Annotated in this window: 21 protein-coding genes and 1 riboswitch; of the genes, 10 read left to right on the forward strand and 11 right to left on the reverse strand. The window is 70.7% G+C overall.

Annotation, left to right across the window (positions count from 1 at the left end):
• The first annotated feature begins 71 nt into the window (after positions 1 to 71).
• The 3 genes from nhaA (at position 72) to AB0I12_RS33485 (ending at position 3,402) form a co-directional block, all read left to right on the forward strand.
• Complete coding sequence (gene nhaA / locus AB0I12_RS33475) at positions 72 to 1,952, forward strand: Na+/H+ antiporter NhaA (protein WP_359937364.1); 1,881 nt, start codon at positions 72 to 74, stop codon at positions 1,950 to 1,952.
• 64 nt (positions 1,953 to 2,016) lie between these two features.
• Positions 2,017 to 2,454, forward strand: a complete 438-nt coding sequence (locus AB0I12_RS33480; RefSeq protein ID WP_359937365.1) for a rhodanese-like domain-containing protein — start codon at positions 2,017 to 2,019, stop codon at positions 2,452 to 2,454.
• Between the two features lie 105 nt (positions 2,455 to 2,559).
• Complete coding sequence (locus AB0I12_RS33485) at positions 2,560 to 3,402, forward strand: SAM-dependent methyltransferase (RefSeq protein ID WP_359937367.1); 843 nt, start codon at positions 2,560 to 2,562, stop codon at positions 3,400 to 3,402.
• Here the strand turns inward: AB0I12_RS33485 and AB0I12_RS33490 are convergent.
• From AB0I12_RS33490 to AB0I12_RS33500, 3 genes are read right to left on the reverse strand one after another with little or no spacing between them, the layout of a single operon-like run.
• Entirely contained in the window at positions 3,399 to 3,932 is a 534-nt protein-coding gene (locus AB0I12_RS33490) for a tetratricopeptide repeat protein (RefSeq protein WP_359937370.1), read from the reverse strand. The two genes, AB0I12_RS33485 and AB0I12_RS33490, sit on opposite strands and share 4 nt — an antisense overlap.
• Positions 3,929 to 4,291, reverse strand: coding sequence for a DUF1622 domain-containing protein (locus AB0I12_RS33495; protein WP_359937373.1), 363 nt, complete (start codon positions 4,289 to 4,291; stop codon positions 3,929 to 3,931). The genes AB0I12_RS33490 and AB0I12_RS33495 overlap by 4 nt, the downstream gene beginning before the upstream one ends.
• Before the next feature lie 16 nt (positions 4,292 to 4,307).
• Complete coding sequence (locus tag AB0I12_RS33500) at positions 4,308 to 5,594, reverse strand: FAD-binding oxidoreductase (RefSeq protein WP_359937376.1); 1,287 nt, start codon at positions 5,592 to 5,594, stop codon at positions 4,308 to 4,310.
• A gap of 84 nt (positions 5,595 to 5,678) precedes the next feature.
• Between AB0I12_RS33500 and AB0I12_RS33505 the strand changes: the two genes are divergently transcribed.
• Both AB0I12_RS33505 and AB0I12_RS33510 read left to right on the forward strand, forming a co-directional pair.
• A complete protein-coding gene (locus tag AB0I12_RS33505) occupies positions 5,679 to 7,079 on the forward strand; it encodes a PLP-dependent aminotransferase family protein (RefSeq protein WP_359937379.1) in 1,401 nt (466 codons plus the stop codon).
• Between the two features lie 52 nt (positions 7,080 to 7,131).
• Positions 7,132 to 7,881, forward strand: coding sequence for a GNAT family N-acetyltransferase (locus AB0I12_RS33510; RefSeq protein ID WP_359937382.1), 750 nt, complete (start codon positions 7,132 to 7,134; stop codon positions 7,879 to 7,881).
• Here AB0I12_RS33510 and AB0I12_RS33515 read toward each other — a convergent pair.
• Positions 7,871 to 8,821: an MBL fold metallo-hydrolase gene (locus AB0I12_RS33515; RefSeq protein ID WP_359937385.1), complete on the reverse strand. Its 951-nt coding sequence runs from the start codon at positions 8,819 to 8,821 to the stop codon at positions 7,871 to 7,873. The genes AB0I12_RS33510 and AB0I12_RS33515 overlap by 11 nt on opposite strands.
• A gap of 109 nt (positions 8,822 to 8,930) precedes the next feature.
• On the opposite strand from AB0I12_RS33515, the gene AB0I12_RS33520 reads away from it, so the two are divergent.
• Together AB0I12_RS33520 and AB0I12_RS33525 are read left to right on the forward strand one after the other, a co-directional pair.
• Positions 8,931 to 9,818, forward strand: coding sequence for a LysR family transcriptional regulator (locus tag AB0I12_RS33520; RefSeq protein ID WP_359937388.1), 888 nt, complete (start codon positions 8,931 to 8,933; stop codon positions 9,816 to 9,818).
• Positions 9,815 to 10,687: a serine hydrolase gene (locus tag AB0I12_RS33525; protein ID WP_359937391.1), complete on the forward strand. Its 873-nt coding sequence runs from the start codon at positions 9,815 to 9,817 to the stop codon at positions 10,685 to 10,687. Before AB0I12_RS33520 ends, AB0I12_RS33525 begins: the two co-directional genes overlap by 4 nt.
• Before the next feature lie 3 nt (positions 10,688 to 10,690).
• On the opposite strand, the gene AB0I12_RS33530 is transcribed toward AB0I12_RS33525, so the two are convergent.
• From AB0I12_RS33530 to AB0I12_RS33545, 4 genes are read right to left on the reverse strand one after another with little or no spacing between them, the layout of a single operon-like run.
• Positions 10,691 to 11,074 (reverse strand): RidA family protein, encoded by a 384-nt coding sequence (locus tag AB0I12_RS33530; RefSeq protein WP_359937394.1) that lies wholly within the window; start codon positions 11,072 to 11,074, stop codon positions 10,691 to 10,693.
• A complete protein-coding gene (locus AB0I12_RS33535) occupies positions 11,071 to 11,541 on the reverse strand; it encodes a hypothetical protein (RefSeq protein ID WP_359937396.1) in 471 nt (156 codons plus the stop codon). Before AB0I12_RS33535 ends, AB0I12_RS33530 begins: the two co-directional genes overlap by 4 nt.
• A complete protein-coding gene (locus tag AB0I12_RS33540; protein WP_359937399.1) occupies positions 11,538 to 12,305 on the reverse strand; it encodes an ABC transporter permease subunit in 768 nt (255 codons plus the stop codon). Before AB0I12_RS33540 ends, AB0I12_RS33535 begins: the two co-directional genes overlap by 4 nt.
• The gene (locus AB0I12_RS33545) at positions 12,298 to 13,017 is read right to left on the reverse strand and encodes an ABC transporter ATP-binding protein (RefSeq protein WP_359937402.1); all 720 of its coding nucleotides are present in this window, start codon (positions 13,015 to 13,017) and stop codon (positions 12,298 to 12,300) included. Before AB0I12_RS33545 ends, AB0I12_RS33540 begins: the two co-directional genes overlap by 8 nt.
• 98 nt (positions 13,018 to 13,115) lie before the next feature.
• On the opposite strand from AB0I12_RS33545, the gene AB0I12_RS33550 reads away from it, so the two are divergent.
• The 3 genes from AB0I12_RS33550 to AB0I12_RS33560 are packed head-to-tail and all read left to right on the forward strand — an operon-like array spanning position 13,116 to position 17,027.
• Positions 13,116 to 13,775, forward strand: a complete 660-nt coding sequence (locus tag AB0I12_RS33550) for a response regulator transcription factor (protein WP_359937404.1) — start codon at positions 13,116 to 13,118, stop codon at positions 13,773 to 13,775.
• A 13-nt stretch (positions 13,776 to 13,788) separates the two neighbouring features.
• Complete coding sequence (locus tag AB0I12_RS33555; protein ID WP_359937407.1) at positions 13,789 to 15,132, forward strand: HAMP domain-containing sensor histidine kinase; 1,344 nt, start codon at positions 13,789 to 13,791, stop codon at positions 15,130 to 15,132.
• 32 nt (positions 15,133 to 15,164) lie between these two features.
• Positions 15,165 to 17,027: a DUF6807 family protein gene (locus tag AB0I12_RS33560; RefSeq protein WP_359937410.1), complete on the forward strand. Its 1,863-nt coding sequence runs from the start codon at positions 15,165 to 15,167 to the stop codon at positions 17,025 to 17,027.
• On the opposite strand, the gene AB0I12_RS33565 is transcribed toward AB0I12_RS33560, so the two are convergent.
• The 3 genes from AB0I12_RS33565 to AB0I12_RS33575 form a co-directional block, all read right to left on the reverse strand.
• The gene (locus AB0I12_RS33565; RefSeq protein WP_355474756.1) at positions 17,002 to 17,775 is read right to left on the reverse strand and encodes a thiazole synthase; all 774 of its coding nucleotides are present in this window, start codon (positions 17,773 to 17,775) and stop codon (positions 17,002 to 17,004) included. The genes AB0I12_RS33560 and AB0I12_RS33565 overlap by 26 nt on opposite strands.
• A 1-nt stretch (position 17,776) precedes the next feature.
• On the reverse strand, positions 17,777 to 17,980 hold the full coding sequence (gene thiS / locus AB0I12_RS33570) for a sulfur carrier protein ThiS (RefSeq protein WP_359937413.1): 204 nt from the start codon (positions 17,978 to 17,980) through the stop codon (positions 17,777 to 17,779).
• Positions 17,971 to 18,082, reverse strand: a riboswitch (TPP riboswitch). It overlaps the preceding gene by 10 nt.
• Before the next feature lie 15 nt (positions 18,083 to 18,097).
• Positions 18,098 to 19,042 (reverse strand): DUF5937 family protein, encoded by a 945-nt coding sequence (locus tag AB0I12_RS33575; RefSeq protein WP_359937416.1) that lies wholly within the window; start codon positions 19,040 to 19,042, stop codon positions 18,098 to 18,100.
• Positions 19,043 to 19,098 lie beyond the last annotated feature (56 nt).

A 19,098-nucleotide genomic window follows, 5' to 3' on the forward strand; every position in this document is an offset into this window, starting at 1 on the left:
AGCCATCCGTCGAACGTCGGAAATCCGGACGCCGCGGGTGCCCGGAGCGGGCGCGGTTTACAGTGTCCGCCATGGCGGACTTGTCTGGTCTGTTGAGTGGACGGACCGTCTGGCGGCGGGGGTTCGCGGCGCCGATGCGGGCGTTCCTGCGGACCGAAGCGGGGAGCTCCGGGGTGCTCGCGGCCGCGATCGTGGTGGCGTTGCTGTGGGCGAACGTGTCGCCGGAGACGTACGACGAGGTCTGGCGGACCGATCTGTCGATCGGGCTCGGGCCCGACGTGCTGCGGCTGGATCTGCAGGAGTGGATCAACAGCGGCCTGATGACGCTGTTCTTCCTCGTGGTGGGGCTGGAGGCGCGGCGCGAGTTCGACCTCGGGGACCTGCGCGAACGCAGCCGGTTCGTGCTGCCGATGCTCGCCGGGGTCACCGGGATGGTCGTGCCGGTGCTGATCTACGTGGCCTTCAACGCCGGCGGTCCGGGGTCGCACGGCTGGGGTGTCGCGATGTCGACCGACACCGCGCTCGCGCTCGGTCTGCTCGCGCTGGTCGGCCGCGGTGTGCCGGACCGGGTGCGGGTCTTCCTGCTCACGGTGTTCGTCGTCGACGACCTGCTCGCGCTCGTGGTGATCGCGGTCGTCTACAGCGAGGACATCAAGCTGATGCCGCTGACCGCGGCGATCGTCGCGTTCGCGGTCGTGCTGGCGCTGTCGCTGCTGCGCGTCCGCAAGGCGTGGATCTACCTGATCCTCGGCGTGCTGATGTGGGCCGCGCTGCTGCGCAGCGGCGTGGATCCGGTGGTCGCCGGCCTGGCGATCGGACTGACGGCGCCGGCGTACTCGCCCGGCCGGGAGGAGCTGGAGGAGGCGACCGGCCTGTTCCGGCTGTTCCGCGAGCAGCCCACTCCGGAGCTGGCGCGGTCCGCGACCGTCGGCCTGACCACGACGATCTCGCCGAACGAGCGCCTGCAATACCTGTACCACCCGTGGACCAGCTACCTGATCGTCCCGCTGTTCGGCCTCGCGAACGCCGGCGTCACGATCGACATGGCCTTCCTCGGCCGGGCGTTCACGTCGCCGATCACGCTCGGCATCCTGATCGGGTACGTCGTCGGCAAGCCGCTCGCGGTGACGACGGTGTCCTGGCTGGTCGAGCGCCTCAGCAGCGGGCGGATCCGGCCGGGCGTCGGCTGGGCCGCAGTCGCCGGCAGCGGGACCATCGCCGGCATCGGCTTCACGGTGTCCCTGCTGATCGCGACGATCGCGTTCGACGGGCCGCAGCTGGCCGAGGCGAAGGTCGGTCTGCTCTGCGCGGTGATCGTCGCGTCGGCGCTGACCTGGTCGGTGTTCCGCGCGGCCAAGCTGCTGTCGCCGCCGAAGAAGGCGCTGGCGCTGCTCGGCGACGCGGAGCAGCTGGTGGATCTCACCGACCCGGTGGATCCGGAGCGGGACCACATCCGCGGCCCGGAGAACGCGTCGGTCACGCTGGTCGAGTACGGCGACTTCGAGTGCCCGTACTGCGGGATGGCCGAGCCCGTCGTCCGCGACCTCCTGCACGACGACGACCTGCGGTACGTGTGGCGGCACCTGCCGCTGTCCGACGTCCACCCGCGGGCGCAGATCGCGGCGGAGGTGGCGGAGGCGGCGGGTGCGCAGGGCGCGTTCTGGGAGATGCACGACCTGCTGCTCGCGAACCAGGAGAACCTCCAGCCCAAGGACCTGATCGGGTACGCGGAACAGCTCGGTCTGGACACCGATCGGTTGCACGACGACGTGAAGCGGCACGTCGCCGCGGCGCGGGTCGCGCAGGACGTCGAGTCGGCGGACACGAGCGGGGTCTCCGGGACGCCGACGTTCTTCGTGAACGGTCAGCGGCACTACGGGGCGTACGACGTGGAGACGCTGAAGCAGGCGATCAAGGTGGCCCGGGCGCGGTCCAAGATCCGCCGTGGCTGAATCTTGATGTACTAGGACATTTCTGCCACTGTCGTCGCGTGGCCCGGTCGTCGACGCTTGCTCCATGACCAAGCAGATCGACCAGGCCGCCGTCGCCCACTTCGCGGAACGGCTGGCGTACGAGACAGACGTGTCCGATGTCGCCTCCGACATCGGCGCCGGCGTGACCGGGTGGGTGCTGATCGACAGTCGCAGCCAGGAGAGCTGGGACCAGGGGCATGTGCCGGGCGCCGTCCACCTGCCGACGCGGGAGATCGCGGCGCGGGCAACGGCCGTCGTACCGGACGGCGTCCCGGTCGTGACCTATTGCTGGGGACCGGGGTGCAACGGCGCGACGCGCGCGGCGCTGGAGTTCGCGAAGCTCGGGTACTCGGTGAAGGAGATGATCGGCGGCTTCGAGTACTGGGTCCGTGAAGGGCTGCCGGTGGAGACCGCGGACGGCATCGAACGGCGGCCGGCCGACCCGCTGACCGCACCGCGCGGCGTCGCCTGCGCGTGCTGAAACCCCTGTGCGCGTTGAGTTTTAACACAGTTCGAACTCGTCGTGGTGAAACGTTGACTCTCCGTGCGTTACCCTCGGAGTGAACCGCCGACGCGAGGAGACAGTGTGACGGATCAGCCGAGGTACGACGGCGGGCTGGTCGCACCCGGTATCGACACCACGCGTCCGAGCGTCGCCCGCGTGTACGACTACGCCCTCGGCGGCAAGGACAACTACGAGTCCGATCGCGAGCTGTACCGGCAGATCATGGAGATCGCGCCGGAGACACCGGTCTGGGCGCGGGCGAACCGGCGCTGGCTCAGCCAGGTGATCACCTGGCTGGCCGACGAGGCCGAGGTGCTGCGCTTCATCGACGCGGGCTCCGGCCTGCCGACTGCGGAGAACACCCACCAGATCGCGCAGAAGGTCAGCCCGGACGCCTCGGTGGTGTACATCGACAACGACCCGTCCGTGGTCGCGCACGGCCGGGCGCTGCTGCTCGACAACGACCGGACCCAGTTCACCGCGGCGGATCTCACCCGGCCCGACGAGGTGCTGGCGGATCCGGCCGTCGCGGGCCTGCTGGCCGACGATCAACCGGTGGCGCTCGTGATGGCGCTGATGCTGCACCACATCCACGACTACGAGCAGACCCTGGCGATCGCCGGGCAGTACGTCGACGCGCTGCCGCCGGGCTCCTACCTGGCGATCACCCACGCGTGCAACCCCGGCGACGGCGGCCCGGTCGACCAGCTCGTGACCGAGCTCCTCGCGAAGGTCAAGGACGCGTTCCCGACGCTGGCGTTCCGTTCGGTCGAGCAGATCTCGTCGCTGTTCCAGGGGCTGGAGATCCTCGAGCCCGGGGTCGTCCGGCTGGCCGACTGGCACGTCCCCGGCGGCCGCGTCGAGGATGACCCCCAGCCCGGTATCCGCGACGCCATCTACGGCGGCGTCGCGCGCAAGTCCTAACCCAATCCGGCCAAGTAGTCGGCGTTGCCGCGGATGGCGGCTTCGTAGCGCTTGATCTCGGCGGAGTCGACCTTGTCCGCGATCACCAGCAGCAGCGTCGCGAGCGCCTTGTCCTGATGTCCGGCGGCCTGCAGGGTCAGCGCCTTGAAGACCCGGAGCGAGTCCGATTCCGGGAACTCCGCGCACGCGTCCTTGAAGACCGCGAGCGACTCGTCGAAGCGGTCGAGGTTACGCAGCGTGCTGCCGTACTGCAGGAGGCACTTGCGGCGGGTCTCCCCGGTCAGCCCGGGCAGCGCGCGCTCGTAGTACCCGACGGCCTTCTCCTCGTCGCCGGCGGTGTCGTACGACCCGCCGACCTCGTAGAGCACGTACGGGTTGTCCGGGTACTCGGTCAGCAGCTTCTCGAAGAAGGCGATCGTCGGCCCCATGTTGGCCCGGTCTCGCCGCGCGAAGGCTTCGTCGATCGTCGCCGCCAGTTCCGGGGTGAGTTCGACCGGGGTGGTGGGGCGGGGAAGGTGTTGGCTGGTCACGTGTCCATCATGCCGCGTTCGGGTTGGCGGGCCCGCCACGGCCAGGTTCCGGAGATCTCCACCTCGAGCGCGAAGCTGAGCACGATCCGGATCACCACGATCAGCCCCAGCACGAGCGCGCTCTCCAGCGACGTGTCGACGATGATCGTCCGGATGATGTCGCCGATGATCAGGATCTCCAGCCCGAGCAGGATGACCCGCCCGAGACTCACCCGCAGCTGTTGGTAGCTGCCGGAGCCCTTGCGGACGACGTCGTACGCGTAGCGGATCAGCACGACGGCGAGCCCGACGGCCATGATCACCACGCCGGCGCCCTCGATCACCCGGGCGACGTCGGCGAAGACCGCCTCGAAGTCCATCCTCCAGGGGTACCAGTCAGGCGGCGGACTCGGCGGTCGGCTCGCCGGGGCGGATGTTCTGGTTCAGGTGGAACACGTTGGCCGGGTCGTACGCCGTCTTCAGCGCGACCAGCCGGCGCAGCGTCGCGGGCGGGAATGCGCGCTGGATCGGGTCCTCGTTCAGCGTGTTCACGTAGGCCCCGCTCGCGTAAGGCGCCAGCGTACCCGCGTACCCGCGCAGCCGGGCGATCCGCTCCGCGTCCTCGGCCGGGTCCTCCCAGCGCGTCGCGGTGACGAACTCGAACAGCGTGTCCCGGTGGCTGAACGCCGCGGCGTCCGCCGGGACGTCGGCGATCGCGCCGCCGTACGCCTGCAGGCTCGCGCCCACGCCCGGGTTGTCGAGCAGCGCGCGGATCGCCTCGTCGGGCAGCGACTTGAAGTAGTGCCCCTTCCAGTACCGCCGGAAGCGGTGCCCCTGCACGTTGTCGTCGCGCGTCTGCAGCTTCAGGTACGTCGTCTCCTCGATCAGCTCGTCGCTCACCGGCCCGAGCGCGCGGAACGCCGGCAGCAGGTCGTACCCGCCCGCGCCGACCCACACGTACCCGACCGTCAGGGAGTCCGCGGTGATGTTCGCGGTGAACGTCGCCTCCCGCGGCGCGTCGGCGTTCAGCTCCCGCCATCCGCGCAGCACCTCGAAGCCTGCCGAGAGCGGATAGCTGAACTCGACGATCAGCGCCCGCGTCCCGACCTGGTGCAGCCGGAACTCGAACGACGTGACGATCCCGAAGTTCCCGCCGCCGCCGCGCAGGCCCCAGAACAGCTCGGCGTTCTCGTCGGCGCTCGCCCGGACGACGGTGCCGTCCGCCGTCACGACCTCGTACGACACGACGTTGTCGCAGGCCAGCCCGAACCGCCGTGCCAGCCAGCCCATCCCGCCGCCCAGCGTCAGCCCGCCGACGCCGGTGTGTGAGACGTTGCCGGCCGTGGTCGCCAGCCCGTGCTCCTGCGCTGCCTTGTCCAGCTCGCCCAGCAGTGCGCCGCCCTGCACCCAGGCCCGCTGCGCGACGGGGTCCACCCGGACCGCGTTCATCGGCGTCAGGTCGATCATCAGGCCGTCCTCGGGGACCGCGAGACCGGCGATGTTGTGCCCGCCGCAGCGGACCGCGATCTCCAGGCCGGCCGCGCGTCCGAAGCGCACCGCCTCGGCGACGTCCGCGGTCGAGGCGCACCGGGCGATCACGGCCGGGCTGCGGTCGATCATGGCGTTCCAGACGGTGCGGGCCTCGTCGTACCCGGCGTCGCCGATGCGCAGAAACTCGGTCATCTCAGCTCTCCTGGGGTGTTTTGGTCTGTCCCACAACCCTGACAGCGCAGCGGTACGCCGATAAGGTCCAGTTCTGTGAGCCGAATGAGGACCAGTTCCGGAACCGGTGAACTCCTGGTCGAGCTGCAGCGGGACAGCGGCATGCCGCTGCACCAGCAGCTCGAGAGCGGGATCCGGACCAGGATCCGGGCCGGCCTGCTGCGCGCCGAGACCGTGATGCCGTCCACGCGCGCCCTGGCGCAGGACCTCGGGCTGTCGCGCGGCGTGGTCGTCGAGGCCTACCAGCAACTGGTCGCCGAGGGATACCTGGTCAGCCGCGGCGGCGGGTTCACGCAGGTCGCTGACATCGCCGTCGTCTCGCCGACGGCCTCCCCGGCCGCAGTTGCCGGCCCGCCGCGGATCGACTTCCGCTACAGCCGCCCGGACGTCTCCGAGTTCCCGCGCGCCGCCTGGCTCCGATCAATACGCCGGGTGCTCAACGAGACGCCGTACCGCAGCCTGGCCTACATCGACGGCCGCGGCACGATCGAGCTCCGCACAGCGCTCGCCGACTACCTGAACCGGGTCCGCGGCACGGCGGCACGCCCGGAGAACATGGTGATCTGCAACGGCTTCGCGCAGGGCTCGCGGTTGCTGCTGCAGGTCCTGGCGGCGGCCGGGCGCCGGCGGCTCGCGGTCGAAGATCCGTCCGACAACGATCTCCGGGAGGTCGCGGCAGCGGCCGGCCTGGAGACGGTCGGCGTACCGGTGCTGACGTCCGGGGTCGACGTGGCGGCGCTGGAGCGGTCCGGGGCGGACGTCGTCCTGGTGACGGCGGCGCACCAGTTCCCGACCGGGGCCGTGACGTCGGCGGAGACTCGGGCGGCGCTCGTGGCGTGGGCGGGGCGCGGCGACCGGTTGGTGATCGAGGACGATTACGACGCCGAGTACCGGTACGACCGGGAGCCGGTCGGTGCGATGCAAGGACTCGCGCCCGACTGCGTTGCGTACGCGGGGACGGCTTCGAAGACGCTGGCGCCGGGGCTGCGGCTGGGCTGGCTGATCCTGCCGTCGTGGCTGGTCGAGCCGATGGCCCAGGCCAAGCTGATGGACGATCGCGGGTCGCCGGTGTTCGACCAGTTGGCGTTCGCGGACTTCGTGGCGCGGGGTGAGTTCGACCGGCATCTGCGGCGGATGCGGCCGCGGTACCGGGCGCTGCGGGACACCCTGGTCGAGCGGCTGGCGGCGCGGCTGCCCGAGCTCGAGCCGGTCGGGGTCTCGGCCGGGCTGCACGTGCTGACGTGGTTGCCGCCGGACCTCGGCGAGGACGCTCTGCGGGAGGCGGCGCTGAAGCGCGAGCTCGGGGTCTACGGCCTCGCGCCGTACTGGGTTTCCGGGGCCGGCCCGGCCGGGCTGGTGTTCGGGTACGGCTCGCTGTCCCGGAAAGAAGTTGTCGAGGGCATCGATCTGCTCGCGGACGCGGTCGCGGAGATCCGCAGCCGATGAATAAGTATCCATTTCATTGCAATTCGATCCGGGCGGTTCTACTCTTGGTGGAGTGATCGCCGAAGCGCGTATGGACGCTCTGATGAACCAAGGCTGGCAGGCCGCGGACAGCACCGAGCTGGACGGCTGGCTGGTCCGGCGCAACGCCGGGGTCACCCTCCGAGCGAACTCGGTGCTGCCCGCGAGTGCGCCGTTCGACCTCGACAAGGCCCTGGAATATGTCGAGAACTTGTATGTAGCGCACGACATCAGGCCGTCGTTCCAGATCAGCCCGGCGGTCCAGCCGAGCGATCTCGACGCGCATCTCGAGGCACGCGGCTACGAGGTCCGCAATCCGACGCTGGTGCAGTGCGCGCCGATCTCCGACGTCCTCGCGAAGCTGCCGGCACCGACGACGCCGACGCCTGAGATGAATATATCCACCACGCCGTCCGTGCTCTGGACCGACTGCTGGTGGAGCGTCGACGGCCGTGGCGACGACACGCGAGCGGCCGCGGAGGAGATCCTGATCCGCGGGAACGCGCTCTACGCGACGGTCGCCGACGACCGGCGGGCGCAGGCGATCGGCCGGCTCGCGCTCGTCGACGACACCGCCGGTCTCTACTGCCTCGCCGTCGACGAGGACTTCCGCCGCCGGGGACTGGCGTCCGCGGTGATCCACGGTCTGTTGCAGGCGGCAACAGACCGTGGAGCGAAGTGGGTCTGGCTGAGCGTCCTGGAGGACAACGCGCCGGCGCGGGCTTTGTACGACCGGCTCGGCTTCCGGACCGTCTCGCGCTACCACTACCGGGTCAAAGCGTGACCTTCTGCAGGTGATCGAGGACGACGAACTCGGCGCCGGTCTTCTCGACCGAGGTGCGCAACGGGGTCAGGTCGGTCCACGGGACGCCGGGCTCGTCGAGCGGCTTGTCGAAGTCGTCCCAGTGCGTGGCGACGACCTTCGTGACCGGCTTGATCGTCCGCAGCAGACGGTCGGTGATCCCCGGTTCGCCGCCCGGTGCCGCGAGGACGACGTCGACCTGGAGGTCGCGCAGGGCGTTCGGGTCGAAGTTCGCCGTGCTGAGGCTGAGGATGCGCACGCCGCCGATCGTGATCACGAACGCGAGCGTGCCGCCTTCGACCAGGTCCTCGATCACGCGCGGGCGCGGCGGGACGTCGTACCGGTAGCCCGGGTACGCGTACGTGTGCCGCTTGCCGCCGCAGGAGTGCAGCGACGGGAACACCTCGATCGTGAAGCCCTCGAACGGCAGGTACTCACCGCCGCGCACCGGTGACAGCAGCTCGTTCGGCGTCTTCATCGCCCGCAGCAGATTGGCGTGCGTCTCCGTGCAGAGCACGGTGCCCTGCGTCTTCTTCGCGACGTACGGGACGTCGGCCATGTGGTCGTAGTGGCCGTGGTGCACCAGGATCGCGTCGGCGGCGCCGAGATGCTTGTCGATGACGTCGGGCTTGATCACCAGCTTGCTCTTCGGGTCGGCGCCCTCCGGCGTGAACGTCCCGGTGTGGAACCGGGTCAGCCACGGATCGGTCAGTACGACGCTCTTGCCGCAGCGGATCTGCCACGCATGCGTCCCGAACCAGGTCAGCTCCACCGGCTCCCGTTGAGCCCGGCCCTGACCCGTCTCACCTACTTGCCCGGCTGTTGCCGCGTCGCTCCGGCCCTCCAACCCGATCGCGCCCGCCACGCCCGCGGCTCCGGCCGCCGCCGCGCCTGCCAGCATTCCTCTCCGACTCACCTTCACGCTGTCTCCTCTCGTTTCGGTCAGTCAAGGCGAGCGCTTCGGCGATGTCGAATATGCTCTTACGCATGAGCCGATTGTCTGGAGATATCACCGCAGGTCAATCGGGTCCATGCTGACCGAGAGACATCTGCAGATCTTCATCGCCCTCGCCGAGGAACAGCACTTCGGCGACGCGGCGCGGGTCGTCGGCATCACCCAGCCGCCGTTGTCCCAGGGCCTGCGCCGGCTGGAGGCGCTCGTCGGCGCGAAGCTCTTCGAACGCGGTGCCGGTCAGGTCGAGCTCACCCCCGCCGGCGCCGCGCTGCTGCCGTACGCGCGACGTGCCCTGACTTCCATCGAGGAGCTGCACCAGGCGGCCGTGGCCCGCGATCCCGAGGGGCCCGAGATCCGGCTCGGTCTGGCGCCTGAGGTGCCGCCGTCGGCGGGCGCGGCGGTCGCCGCAGCCTGCGGTGCGGTCATTCCGGGCAGCCGGGTGACGGTGGTGACGGCGCCGACGAGCTCCCTGGTCAACCAGGTCGGTACGGGCCGGTTGACGCTGGCCGCCGTACAGCATCCCGCGGTCCTGGACGGTCTGGAGGCCGGCCCGGTGTCGCTGCTGCCGACCTGGGCCCTGGTGCCGGCGTCGACCGTGACTGCATCGATGGTCGGTGGTGAGGTCGTGGCCTTGCGACAGTTGAAGGGGTTGCCGGTCGCGGTCCGGCCGCGGGCCGAGGCGCCGGCGGCCCGGGACCTGTTCCTGGACACGTTGGCGTTGCACCGGCCGGACGGCGGCACGGTCGTGGTGACGGACGAGCGCGCCGGGCTGGCGATGGCGGCAGCCGGTCAGGCGATCGTGGTGACCGCCGACCCGGCCCTGATCGCACCGGGTGTCGCACGGCATCGACTGGCCGACGATCCGCTGCCGTTGCGGCTCCGGCTGGTCTGGTCGAGGACGCGTACGCCGTTCCTGCGGCCGAACGACGTGATGGCGCAGCTCACGGAAGCACTGGCGGCGTGAGCGCGCGGATCCGCGGCATCTTCGACGACGCCGGCGTCCGCGGCTGGCTGCACGCGGTCTCGCTCGACGACCCCGAGACGACCGTCGAGCACGACGCCGACGTGGTCGTGCCGCTGGCGTCGGTCTACAAGCTGCCGCTGCTCGCCGGGTTCTGCCGACTGGTGGACGAGGGCGCCCTTGATCCGCGTGAGCGCGTGACACTCGAACCGTCGGAGCGGACCGCCGGACCGACCGGGCTGTCTGTGTTCGCGGACCCGGTGACGGTGTCGCTGCGCGATCTGGCGCTGTCGATGGCGACCGTCTCGGACAACGCGTCGGCCGACGCGCTGCTGGACATCGTCGGGCTGCGCCGGCTGGCCGGGATCCTGGAGTCCTTCGGCCTGCGCAGCACCTGGGTCCGCCGGGGTACGGCGGGCAATCTGCGGGACCTGCAACGGCGGACCGGCGCCGACAACGCCGACGCCGCGCTCGCCGTACTCGCGGACAACGACCGCACCGATCCGGCCGGGGTGTACGAGGCGGCCAACGGGTCAGCGGCCAGCGCGCGCGACCTGACCTTCCTGCTGCGCCGGCTGTGGGCGGGGGAGTTGCTGTCGGCCGGGCAGACCGAGTTCGTGAAGGCGACGATGCATCGGCAGATCTTCCTGCACCGGCTGGCCTCCGGCTTCCCGCACGACGGCGTCCGTGTCGCGGGGAAGACCGGGACGTTCGGTGCGTTGCGGCACGAAGCCGGCGTGGTCACGCTGCCCGGCGGAGCGGCGTTCGCGATCGCCGTCCTCACGCTCGCCGCCCGGGGCGACTTCCGCCAGCCGCGCGTCGACGCCGCGATCGGCGAGGCCGCGCGGGTGGCGGTCGACCTGCTGCGTTAGGCCCTAGACGATCGCGAAGGCCTCGATCTCGAGCAGCGCGTCCGGGCTGAACAGCGCGGCGACCTGGACCGCCGTACCCGCGGGCTTCGGCCCCGGGATGTACCGGTCGCGGACCGTGCGGACTGCGGGCAGGTGACCGATGTCGGTGACGAAGTACGTCAGCTTGACCACGTTCTCGAAGGTGGCGCCGGCCGTTGCCAGGCAGCGCTCCAGGTTCGCGAACACCTGCTCCGCCTGCGCCCCTGGGTCCCCGACGCCGACGAACTTCCCGTCCGCGTCGAGCGCGACCTGCCCGGAGATCGCCACCCACTGGCCGGCTCCGGTCACCACGTGGCTGTACCCGTTGCCTGGAGCAACACCTTCGGGCTGTGGATAGTCGAGTGTCACGTCGTCCTCCTCGTGTGTCGTCGCCCTATCCTCGCCCGGCCGGCCAGGACGACGGTACCGAGTATTGCCGGTACGGCGATCGCGACCGGCAGCGCACCCGCGGTGTCGAGGGTCTGGCGGGGCGACACCGTGATGCGGACCGGCGGCCCCGCGACGAGCGGACCGGTGCGGGGGACCAGGACGACGTACACCACGAAGTGGCCGGGGTTGACCGCCTGGAACTCCCAGTCCACCGGAGTTTCCGGTCCGGCGGGCACCGGTTGGGTGACGTCCTGCGTCCAGTCCTCCAGGTCGACGTACACGCCGTCGAGGCTGACCACGTTCAAGTGCGCGATCGTCGGGACGGATGACCGGACGACCGATTCGACGCTGAGCGTCTGGCCGATCTGCGCCGTCAGTTGGTCGTGGTCCATGGTGATCGTCGGGTTGGCGAGCGCGACGGTGGCGATGAGGCTCAGGAGGATCATCGTGACCCCGCGGTGAGTCGGACGAGTCGTGGCCCGGCGGCGACCACGACAACGAGGACGAGTACGGCGACCACGACCGGAGCGGCCAGGTAGCTGAGGTCATGCGTCCACGGCCGACGGCTGACCAGGACCTGCGAGATGTAGTGCAGCGCCGAGCCGATCGGGTTGACCCGGGTCAGCAGCTGACCGAAGCCTGTCTTCGGCAGAGCCGGCAACTGGGTCGGGGCGAACAGCACCAGGAGCAGCAGCAATCCGCAGGCCAAGCTGGTCTTGTTGGAGTTCGTCCACCCGCTGAACAGCATTCCGACACCACCGAGACCGACGGCGACCAGCGTGCCGACGGTCAGAGCGAGCACCGCCGCCTGTGTCGCGCCGGCGACCCCGTGCCCGAGCACCCACAGATAGGGGAGTGAGACGACGAGGCAGCCCAGCCACATCGTCGACGCGGCCGCCAGTTTGCCGACCACGATCGCGCGCCGCGAGACCGGCGTGAGCAGCAGCCCTTCCAAGGTGCCGCGCTCCCGTTCGCCGCTGATCGCGTCCGCACTGGTCACGACAGTCAGCAGGACGCCCACGGCCAGCCCGACCTGCGCCGTCAGGTTGACCGCCTCACGCTGCTCGAGGAAGTTCATCGCCCGGTTGGTCGCGGCGAGGTACGTGATCGTGCTCAGCAGGACGCTGAAGCCGAACAGCAAGACCGGTCCGCGGCCGCCGATCCACAGGTCCCGGCTCTCCTGCCGGGCCACCACGCTCCACTCATTCATGACCGGTCAGCTCCAGGAAGGCGGCGCTCAGGCCTCCGGTGCCGGCGACGATCTCCGCGATCGGTCCGGCCGCCCGGAGCTTGCCCTGATCGAGGATCAGCACGCTGTCGCAGACCTGCTCGACCTCGACCAGGGTGTGCGTCGACAGCACCACGGTCACGCCGCGGTGCTCGGCGATGTCCGCGATCGTCTCGAGGATCGACCGCTGGCCGGCGGGATCGAGGCCGAGCGCCGGCTCGTCCAGGAACACGACCTCGGGATCGTTGACCAGCGCGCGGGCGATCCCGAGTCGCTGGCGCATGCCCCGGCTGTACGTCGAGATTGGCGCGTCCGCACGGTCCCCGAGGCCGCCTTCGGTCAGCAACCGATCGGCGACTGCCCGTGCGTCCCGCCGGCTCCGGCCGAACAACCGCGCCGCGTAGCGCAGGTACTCGCCGCCGGTCTGCCGGCCCGGGTAGCCCGCGCTCTCCGGCAGCACACCGATCCGCTGCCTGATCCGGCCGGGCCGGTCACCGGGTACGCCGGCCACGGCGAACGTCCCGCTGGTCGGCTCGAGGATCGTCGTGAGCAGCCGGATCGTGGTCGTCTTCCCGGCGCCGTTCGGCCCGAGCAGCCCGATCACCTGCCCGGCGTCCGCGGTGAAGGTCAGCCCGTCGAGCGCGGTGCGTCCGCCGTACCGCTTGGTCAGCCCGCTCGCCTCGATCGTCGCCATGGGTCCGACGCTAGGCCCGCGCTGCTGAACCCGCGCTGAACCGGGTGCATTCAGCGGGGATTCAGCCACAATGAAGGAGGATCGCCTGGAGGTGGGTGATGCGCGCGCTGGTGGTCGAGGACGAGCCCCGGCTGGCCACGGGGCTGCGGAGCGGCCTGGAGGCCGAGGGGTACGCCGTCGACGTCGCACTGACCGGGACGGACGGGCTGTGGCTCGCCCGCGAGCACGGCTACGACGTCGTGGTCCTCGACCTGATGCTCCCGGAGGTCGACGGATTCGAGATCTGCGCGACCTTGCGGGCCGAGCGCGTGTGGACACCGATCCTGATGCTCACGGCAAGGAACGCGGACACCGACCAGGTGCGCGCGCTCGACACCGGCGCCGACGACTACCTCACCAAGCCGTTCTCGTACGCCGTCCTGATCGCCCGGCTCCGAGCCCTGGTACGGCGGGGCGCCGCCGAGCGACCGTGCCTGTTGCAGACCGGCGCCCTGCGGCTGGATCCGGCCGCCCGGAAGGCCTGGCTCGACGAGAACGAACTGGTTCTGACAGCGCGCGAGCTGTCCTTACTGGAGTTCCTGGTCCGGCGAAGCGGTCAGGTCGTGTCGAAACGGACCATTCTGGAACACGTCTGGGACGACGCGTTCGACGGTGATCCGAACATCGTCGAGGTCTACATCCGGCGGCTCCGCACCAAGCTCGGCGAGCAGTTCATCACGACCCTGCGCGGTGCCGGCTATCGCCTGGCCGAGCCGTGAGGGAGGTGCCGTCATGCGAATCCGGGTGACGCTGGCCGCGGTCCTGGTCGTCGGGTTCGCCTTGGTGGCCGGCGCGTTGGTGCTGGTCGCGCTGCTCGGCTCGGTGCTCACCGATCAGGTCTGCCGGGCCGCCCAGGACCGCGCGGCCCAGCTCGCCGCGGCACCCGCAGCCGTGGCCGGCCCGTCGTCGACCGAGATCGTGCAGGTGATCGATCGCGCCGGGCACGTGACCGGCGGCGGATCACGGCTCGCCTCGCCGGGGACCGGGTGCGTCAGGGTTGAACCGCCCGGCCACGGTGAGGACTTCGTGTTCGCCGCCGCGGTCGTACCGTCCGGCGGAGAGGTGGTCGTCGGCCGGCCGCTGGTGGACGTGCTCGACTCGACCCGGTTTGTACGCCGGGTGCTCGTGGTCGGCGTACCGCTGATGGCGGTGATCGTCGCGGGGGTGACCTGGGTGGTGACCGGGCGGGTGCTCGCGCCGGTGACGGCGATCCGGCGGGAGGTGGACGCCATCTCGGCGACCGAGCTGCATCGGCGTGTTCCGGCCAGGCGTGCCGACGAGATCGGCCGGCTGGCGAGGACGATGAACCGGATGCTCGACCGGCTGCAACGGGCGCAGCAGTCGCAGAATCGCTTCGTGTCCGATGCCTCGCACGAGCTGCGCTCGCCGATCGCGGCGATCCGGCAGCACGCCGAGGTCGCGTTGGCGCACCCGGAGCGTACGGGGGTCGGCGAGCTCGCCGCCACGGTCCTCGCGGAGGATCTGCGGATGCAGCACCTCGTCGACGACCTGCTTCAGCTGGCCCGCTCCGACGAGCAGCGGTCCGCCCCGCCGGATCTGCCGGTCGACCTCGACGACCTGGTCCTGGCCGAGGCGAAAACGTTGCGCGCGGCAACCAGCGTGGCGGTCGACACGACCGCGGTGTCGGCCGGTCAGGTCCGCGGCGACGAGGCGCAACTGGCCAGGCTGGTACGCAACCTCGGCAGCAACGCCGCGCGACACGCGCGCACCGGGATCAGCTTCGGCGTCGCCGAGGCGGACGGTGTCGTCGTGCTCACAGTCTCCGACGACGGCCCCGGGATCCCGGCCGCGGACCGGGAGCGCGTGTTCGAGCGCTTCGTCCGGCTGGACGCGGCCCGGACCCGCAACATCGGCGACGCGGGCGACTTGGGCGACACGGGCGGCGCGGGCAGTGCGGGCGGCGCGGGCGGCGCCGGTCTCGGCCTGGCGATCGCCGCCGGCATCGTCGACCGCCACCGGGGCGCCATCCGGGTCACCGGCCGGTCCACCCTCGAAGTCCGGCTGCCGGCGGTAAGCGCTTGCTCAAACTCCGGGAGATCTGCCGGAGAGGGTTGAGAAACCGGTTTCCATCGGGAGAGGATACGGGGGTGGGACGGACACCGAAGGACTCGATCACGATCGCCGACGTCGCGCGGGCGGCGGAGGTGTCGCGAGCGACCGTGTCCCGGGTGATGAACGGTCGGCTCAGTGTCGCACCTGAGATCGTCGCCCGGGTGCGCGCCGCGGCGGAGCGGCTCAACTACCGCCCGAGCGACCTGGCGCGCAGCCTGTCGCTGGGCCGGACGAACATGGTCGCGCTGGTCGTGCCGGACCTCGGCAACCCGCTGTTCCAGCAGATCCTGCGCGGGATCACGAACGCGTCCGCGGCCGGCGGCTACAAGGTGCTGGTCGCCGAGACCGCCGAGAACCCGGACGCCGAGGCGGCGATCGCGATCGAGGCCCGGCGGCGCTGCGACGCGCTCATCATGGTCTCGCCGCGGATGGACGAGGACCAGTTGCTCGAGCTGCTGCCGCAGGTGCAGCCGGTGATCCTGGTCAACCGCGAGGGCCCGGCGGAGGTGTCGTCGGTGGTGGTCGACTACGGCCGCGCCGTCCGGATCGTCGTCGATCACCTGGTCGGCCTCGGGCACCGGCGGCTGGCGTTCCTGTCCGGCCCGGCCGCGAGCGCGTCCAACAGGTTGCGGTTGCGCGCGCTCGACGTCGCCGAGCGGGAGATCCCCGGTCTGGAGCTGGTCCGGCTCGAGTGCGGCTGGTCGATCGAGGACGGGTACGCCGCGGTGGAGCGGGTGCTCGAGTCGCGCGCCACCGCGGTGGTCGCGTTCAACGATCTCGTCGCGTTCGGGCTGCTGGCGCGGCTCAACGAGGTCGGCGTCGCCGTACCCGTAGACCTGTCTGTGACCGGCATGGACGACATCGGGCTGGCGCGCTTCGCGGTACCGTCGCTGACGACCGTCCGGGTGCCGCAGAAGGACCTCGGCGACCTCGCGTGGCAGCGGCTGCACGCGGCGATCGCGGGGCCTTCCGGTGCGGTCGACGGCGTACCGGAGCTGCGCTTGGCGGTGCGGGCCAGCACGGGGCCGGTGCCGCAGGAGTCGCAGCCTGACGGGGACGACGCGGCCGATCGGATCACGTGGCAGCAGCAGGGTGACATCTTCGCGCTCGGGAGTTCGGCGGGGCTGCTCGCGCGGTACGAGTTCGGGCGCCGGATGCCGCAGGTGCACGCGCCACGGCCGTACCTGCATCCGGTCCGGACGCTCGGCGGGCATCCGCTGACCGAGGTCAACCCGGTGGACCACCGGCACCACTACGGACTTTCGCTGTCGGTCGCCCAGGTCAACGGCACGTCGCACTGGGGCGGACGGACCTACGTCCGCGGCCAAGGCCCGACCCTCCTCACGAACCACGGTCAGCAACGCAGCCGCGGCGTGACCGTCGACGATCGCGAGCTGGTCGACGACATCACCTGGTACGACGAGCAGGGGCGGCCGCAACTGGTCGAACGCCGGCGTCTCACCGGGGCTCTCGCCTTCGGCGGCTGGCGCCTCGACTGGCACAGCGTGCTGACCGCGCGCTACGGCTCGATCCGCATCGACAGCCCGGCGACGTGTGGACGCGAGGGCGCCGGGTACGGCGGGATCTTCTGGCGCCTGCCCTCCGCCCCGACGACCGTCCTGAGCGCGGACGGCGACGGGCTCGAGGCTGCGTTCGGTTCCGTCGGCCGGTGGCTCGCGTTCGTCCAGGGCGATGTCAGCTTGTTGCTGGTGCAGCCGGATCAGGTGTGGCCGTGGTTCCTGCGATCCCGTGAGTACGTCGGGGCGTGCCCGGCGCTCGCGTGGGAGCAGCCGTTGACGCTGCAGCCCAACCAGGAGCTGACGCTGTCGCTGACCGCGCTCCTGCTGGATCGGGCCGTCGACGCTGCGGAGGCTAGAACGTTGGCAGACCAGTTGTAGGCGACGACGCCAGCGCCGACTGCCAGCGCTTCGGCACGCGGCCGGCCAGCCGCGCGTTCCGGCCCGCGGAGACGGCGTCGCGCATCGCGGCGGCCATCAGGGCGGGCTTCTCCGCGCGGGTCACCGGGGTCGCGAGCATCACCGCGTCACAGCCGAGCTCCATCGCCAGCGCGGCGTCACTCGCCGTACCGATGCCGGCGTCGACGATCACCGGGACGTTCGCCGCCTCGGCGATCAGCGCGATGTTGTGCGGGTTGCGGATACCCAGCGCCGAACCGATGGGTGCGGCCAACGGCATCACGGCCGCGCACCCCGCCTGCTCGAGGCGGCGGGCGAGGATCGGGTCGTCGTTGGTGTACGGCAGCACGGTGAAACCGTCGGCCACCAAGGCGTCCACGGCGTCGAGCAACTCCACCGGATCGGGCAGCAGCAGGTGGTCGTCGGCGACGACCTCGACCTTGATCAGGTCGGTCTCCAGCGCCTCCCGGGCCAGCTTCGCGGTCAGCACGGCCTCGGCCGCGGTGTGACAGCCGGCCGTGTTCGGAAGGACATCGATGCCGTGCTTCTTCAGCACGTCGAGCACCGAACCCTCGTGACCGGTGCCGAGGCGGCGCATCGCGACCGTCGTAAGTTGGGTGCCGGAGGCAATCAATGCCTCCTCCATGACCTCGAGGTTGGCCGAGCCGCCGGTCCCCATGATCAGCCGGGACGTGTACGTGCGGCCGCCGAGCTCCAGTGGGTCGTCCATGTCAGCCTCCCTGCGTCGCGCTGACGATCTCGACCCGGTCGCCGGGCTCGAGCGTGGTCCGGGCCCACTCGGCCTTGGTCAGCACGTTCTGGTTCACCGCGACCGCGATCCCCGTCGTGCGATCGGAGTACTCCGCGATCAACTCGGCGACAGACCGGCCGGCCGGCCCGTCGACCGCCGTACCGTTCACCCAGACGGATTCCACAGCTTCCTCCCTACGCCGGAATTACCCGATTCAGGTTCAGCGGTCGGTGACGGCTCAGTCACCCTCTCAGCCCACTCCCTGCGAGCTCCCGCGGACGGTTCGACTATAGCTGACGGGTCAGTCGACGGTGGCGCCGGTGAGCAGGGCGGCGAGCTCGGTCGGACGGTACAGAACCTGTTTGCCGGTGCGTTCCGGCTCGACGAGACCGGTCCGGCGAAGGAGCTGAAGATGCTGGCTCACGGCGGACGGGGTCACCTTCAGCTCGCCGGCCAGGTCGGTCGTCGTCCGGGGATGGGTGAGGAGCTCGAGGATGTGCGCCCGCGGCGTACCGATCAACTGGGCGAGGTCGTGCCGCGACGGCGGCTCGACGACGGACCACAGATTTGCCTGACCGCGTGGCGGGTAGCCGAGCAGCGGTTCGGCGCCGGGATCGAACGGGATGACCGCGTGCGGGCCGAACAGCGTTGGCTGCAGTACGAGCCCGCGGCCGGCGACGTCTTCCGTACGGCTCTGCTCGGCGACACGGTCCACCTTGAGCAGCCCATCGGCGTACGTGATGGCTGGGCCCAGTCCGTTGAGCATCGCGCCGGTGCCTTGCTGCGTGAGGACGTGGCCGCGGTAGCTGATGTCGGCGGACAGCAGCGTGCGCATGCGGCTCCAGTACGGCGCCATGACGGCGTCCCAGTACTGCCGCAGCGCCTCGACGACCTTGCCGACGGTGCATTCCGCGGGCAGCTCGCCGTTCACCGCGATCATCTGCCGGTCGAACGTCGCCTGGTCGACGTCAGCGATCAGGCTCAGCTCGTCGTCGAGTTGCGTGAGGGGCGAGGACGGGCGCGGGGTCAGGAAGTCCGGGCTGCCCATGGTGTCGTTGACGAGCCACCGCAGTACGTCCCAGTCGAGCTCCGCGACGTACGGCTGCACCGCCCGGACCCACGCCAGCTGCAGCGGGAAGCGGCCGGGATCCCGGAGTGCGCGCAACGACAGCACCGTCTCCGCGACCGGCGAAACCGCGAACCGGACGTCCGCCAGGTCCTGCGACGTCAGCTGATAGGTGAGCACCCCGATCCCTTCGTCGATGTAGGCAGATCCTAAATCGACAGACTGTCGGAGGCGCG

The sequence above is a fragment of the Kribbella sp. NPDC050459 genome (assembly GCF_040655315.1).
GTDB lineage: Bacteria > Actinomycetota > Actinomycetes > Propionibacteriales > Kribbellaceae > Kribbella.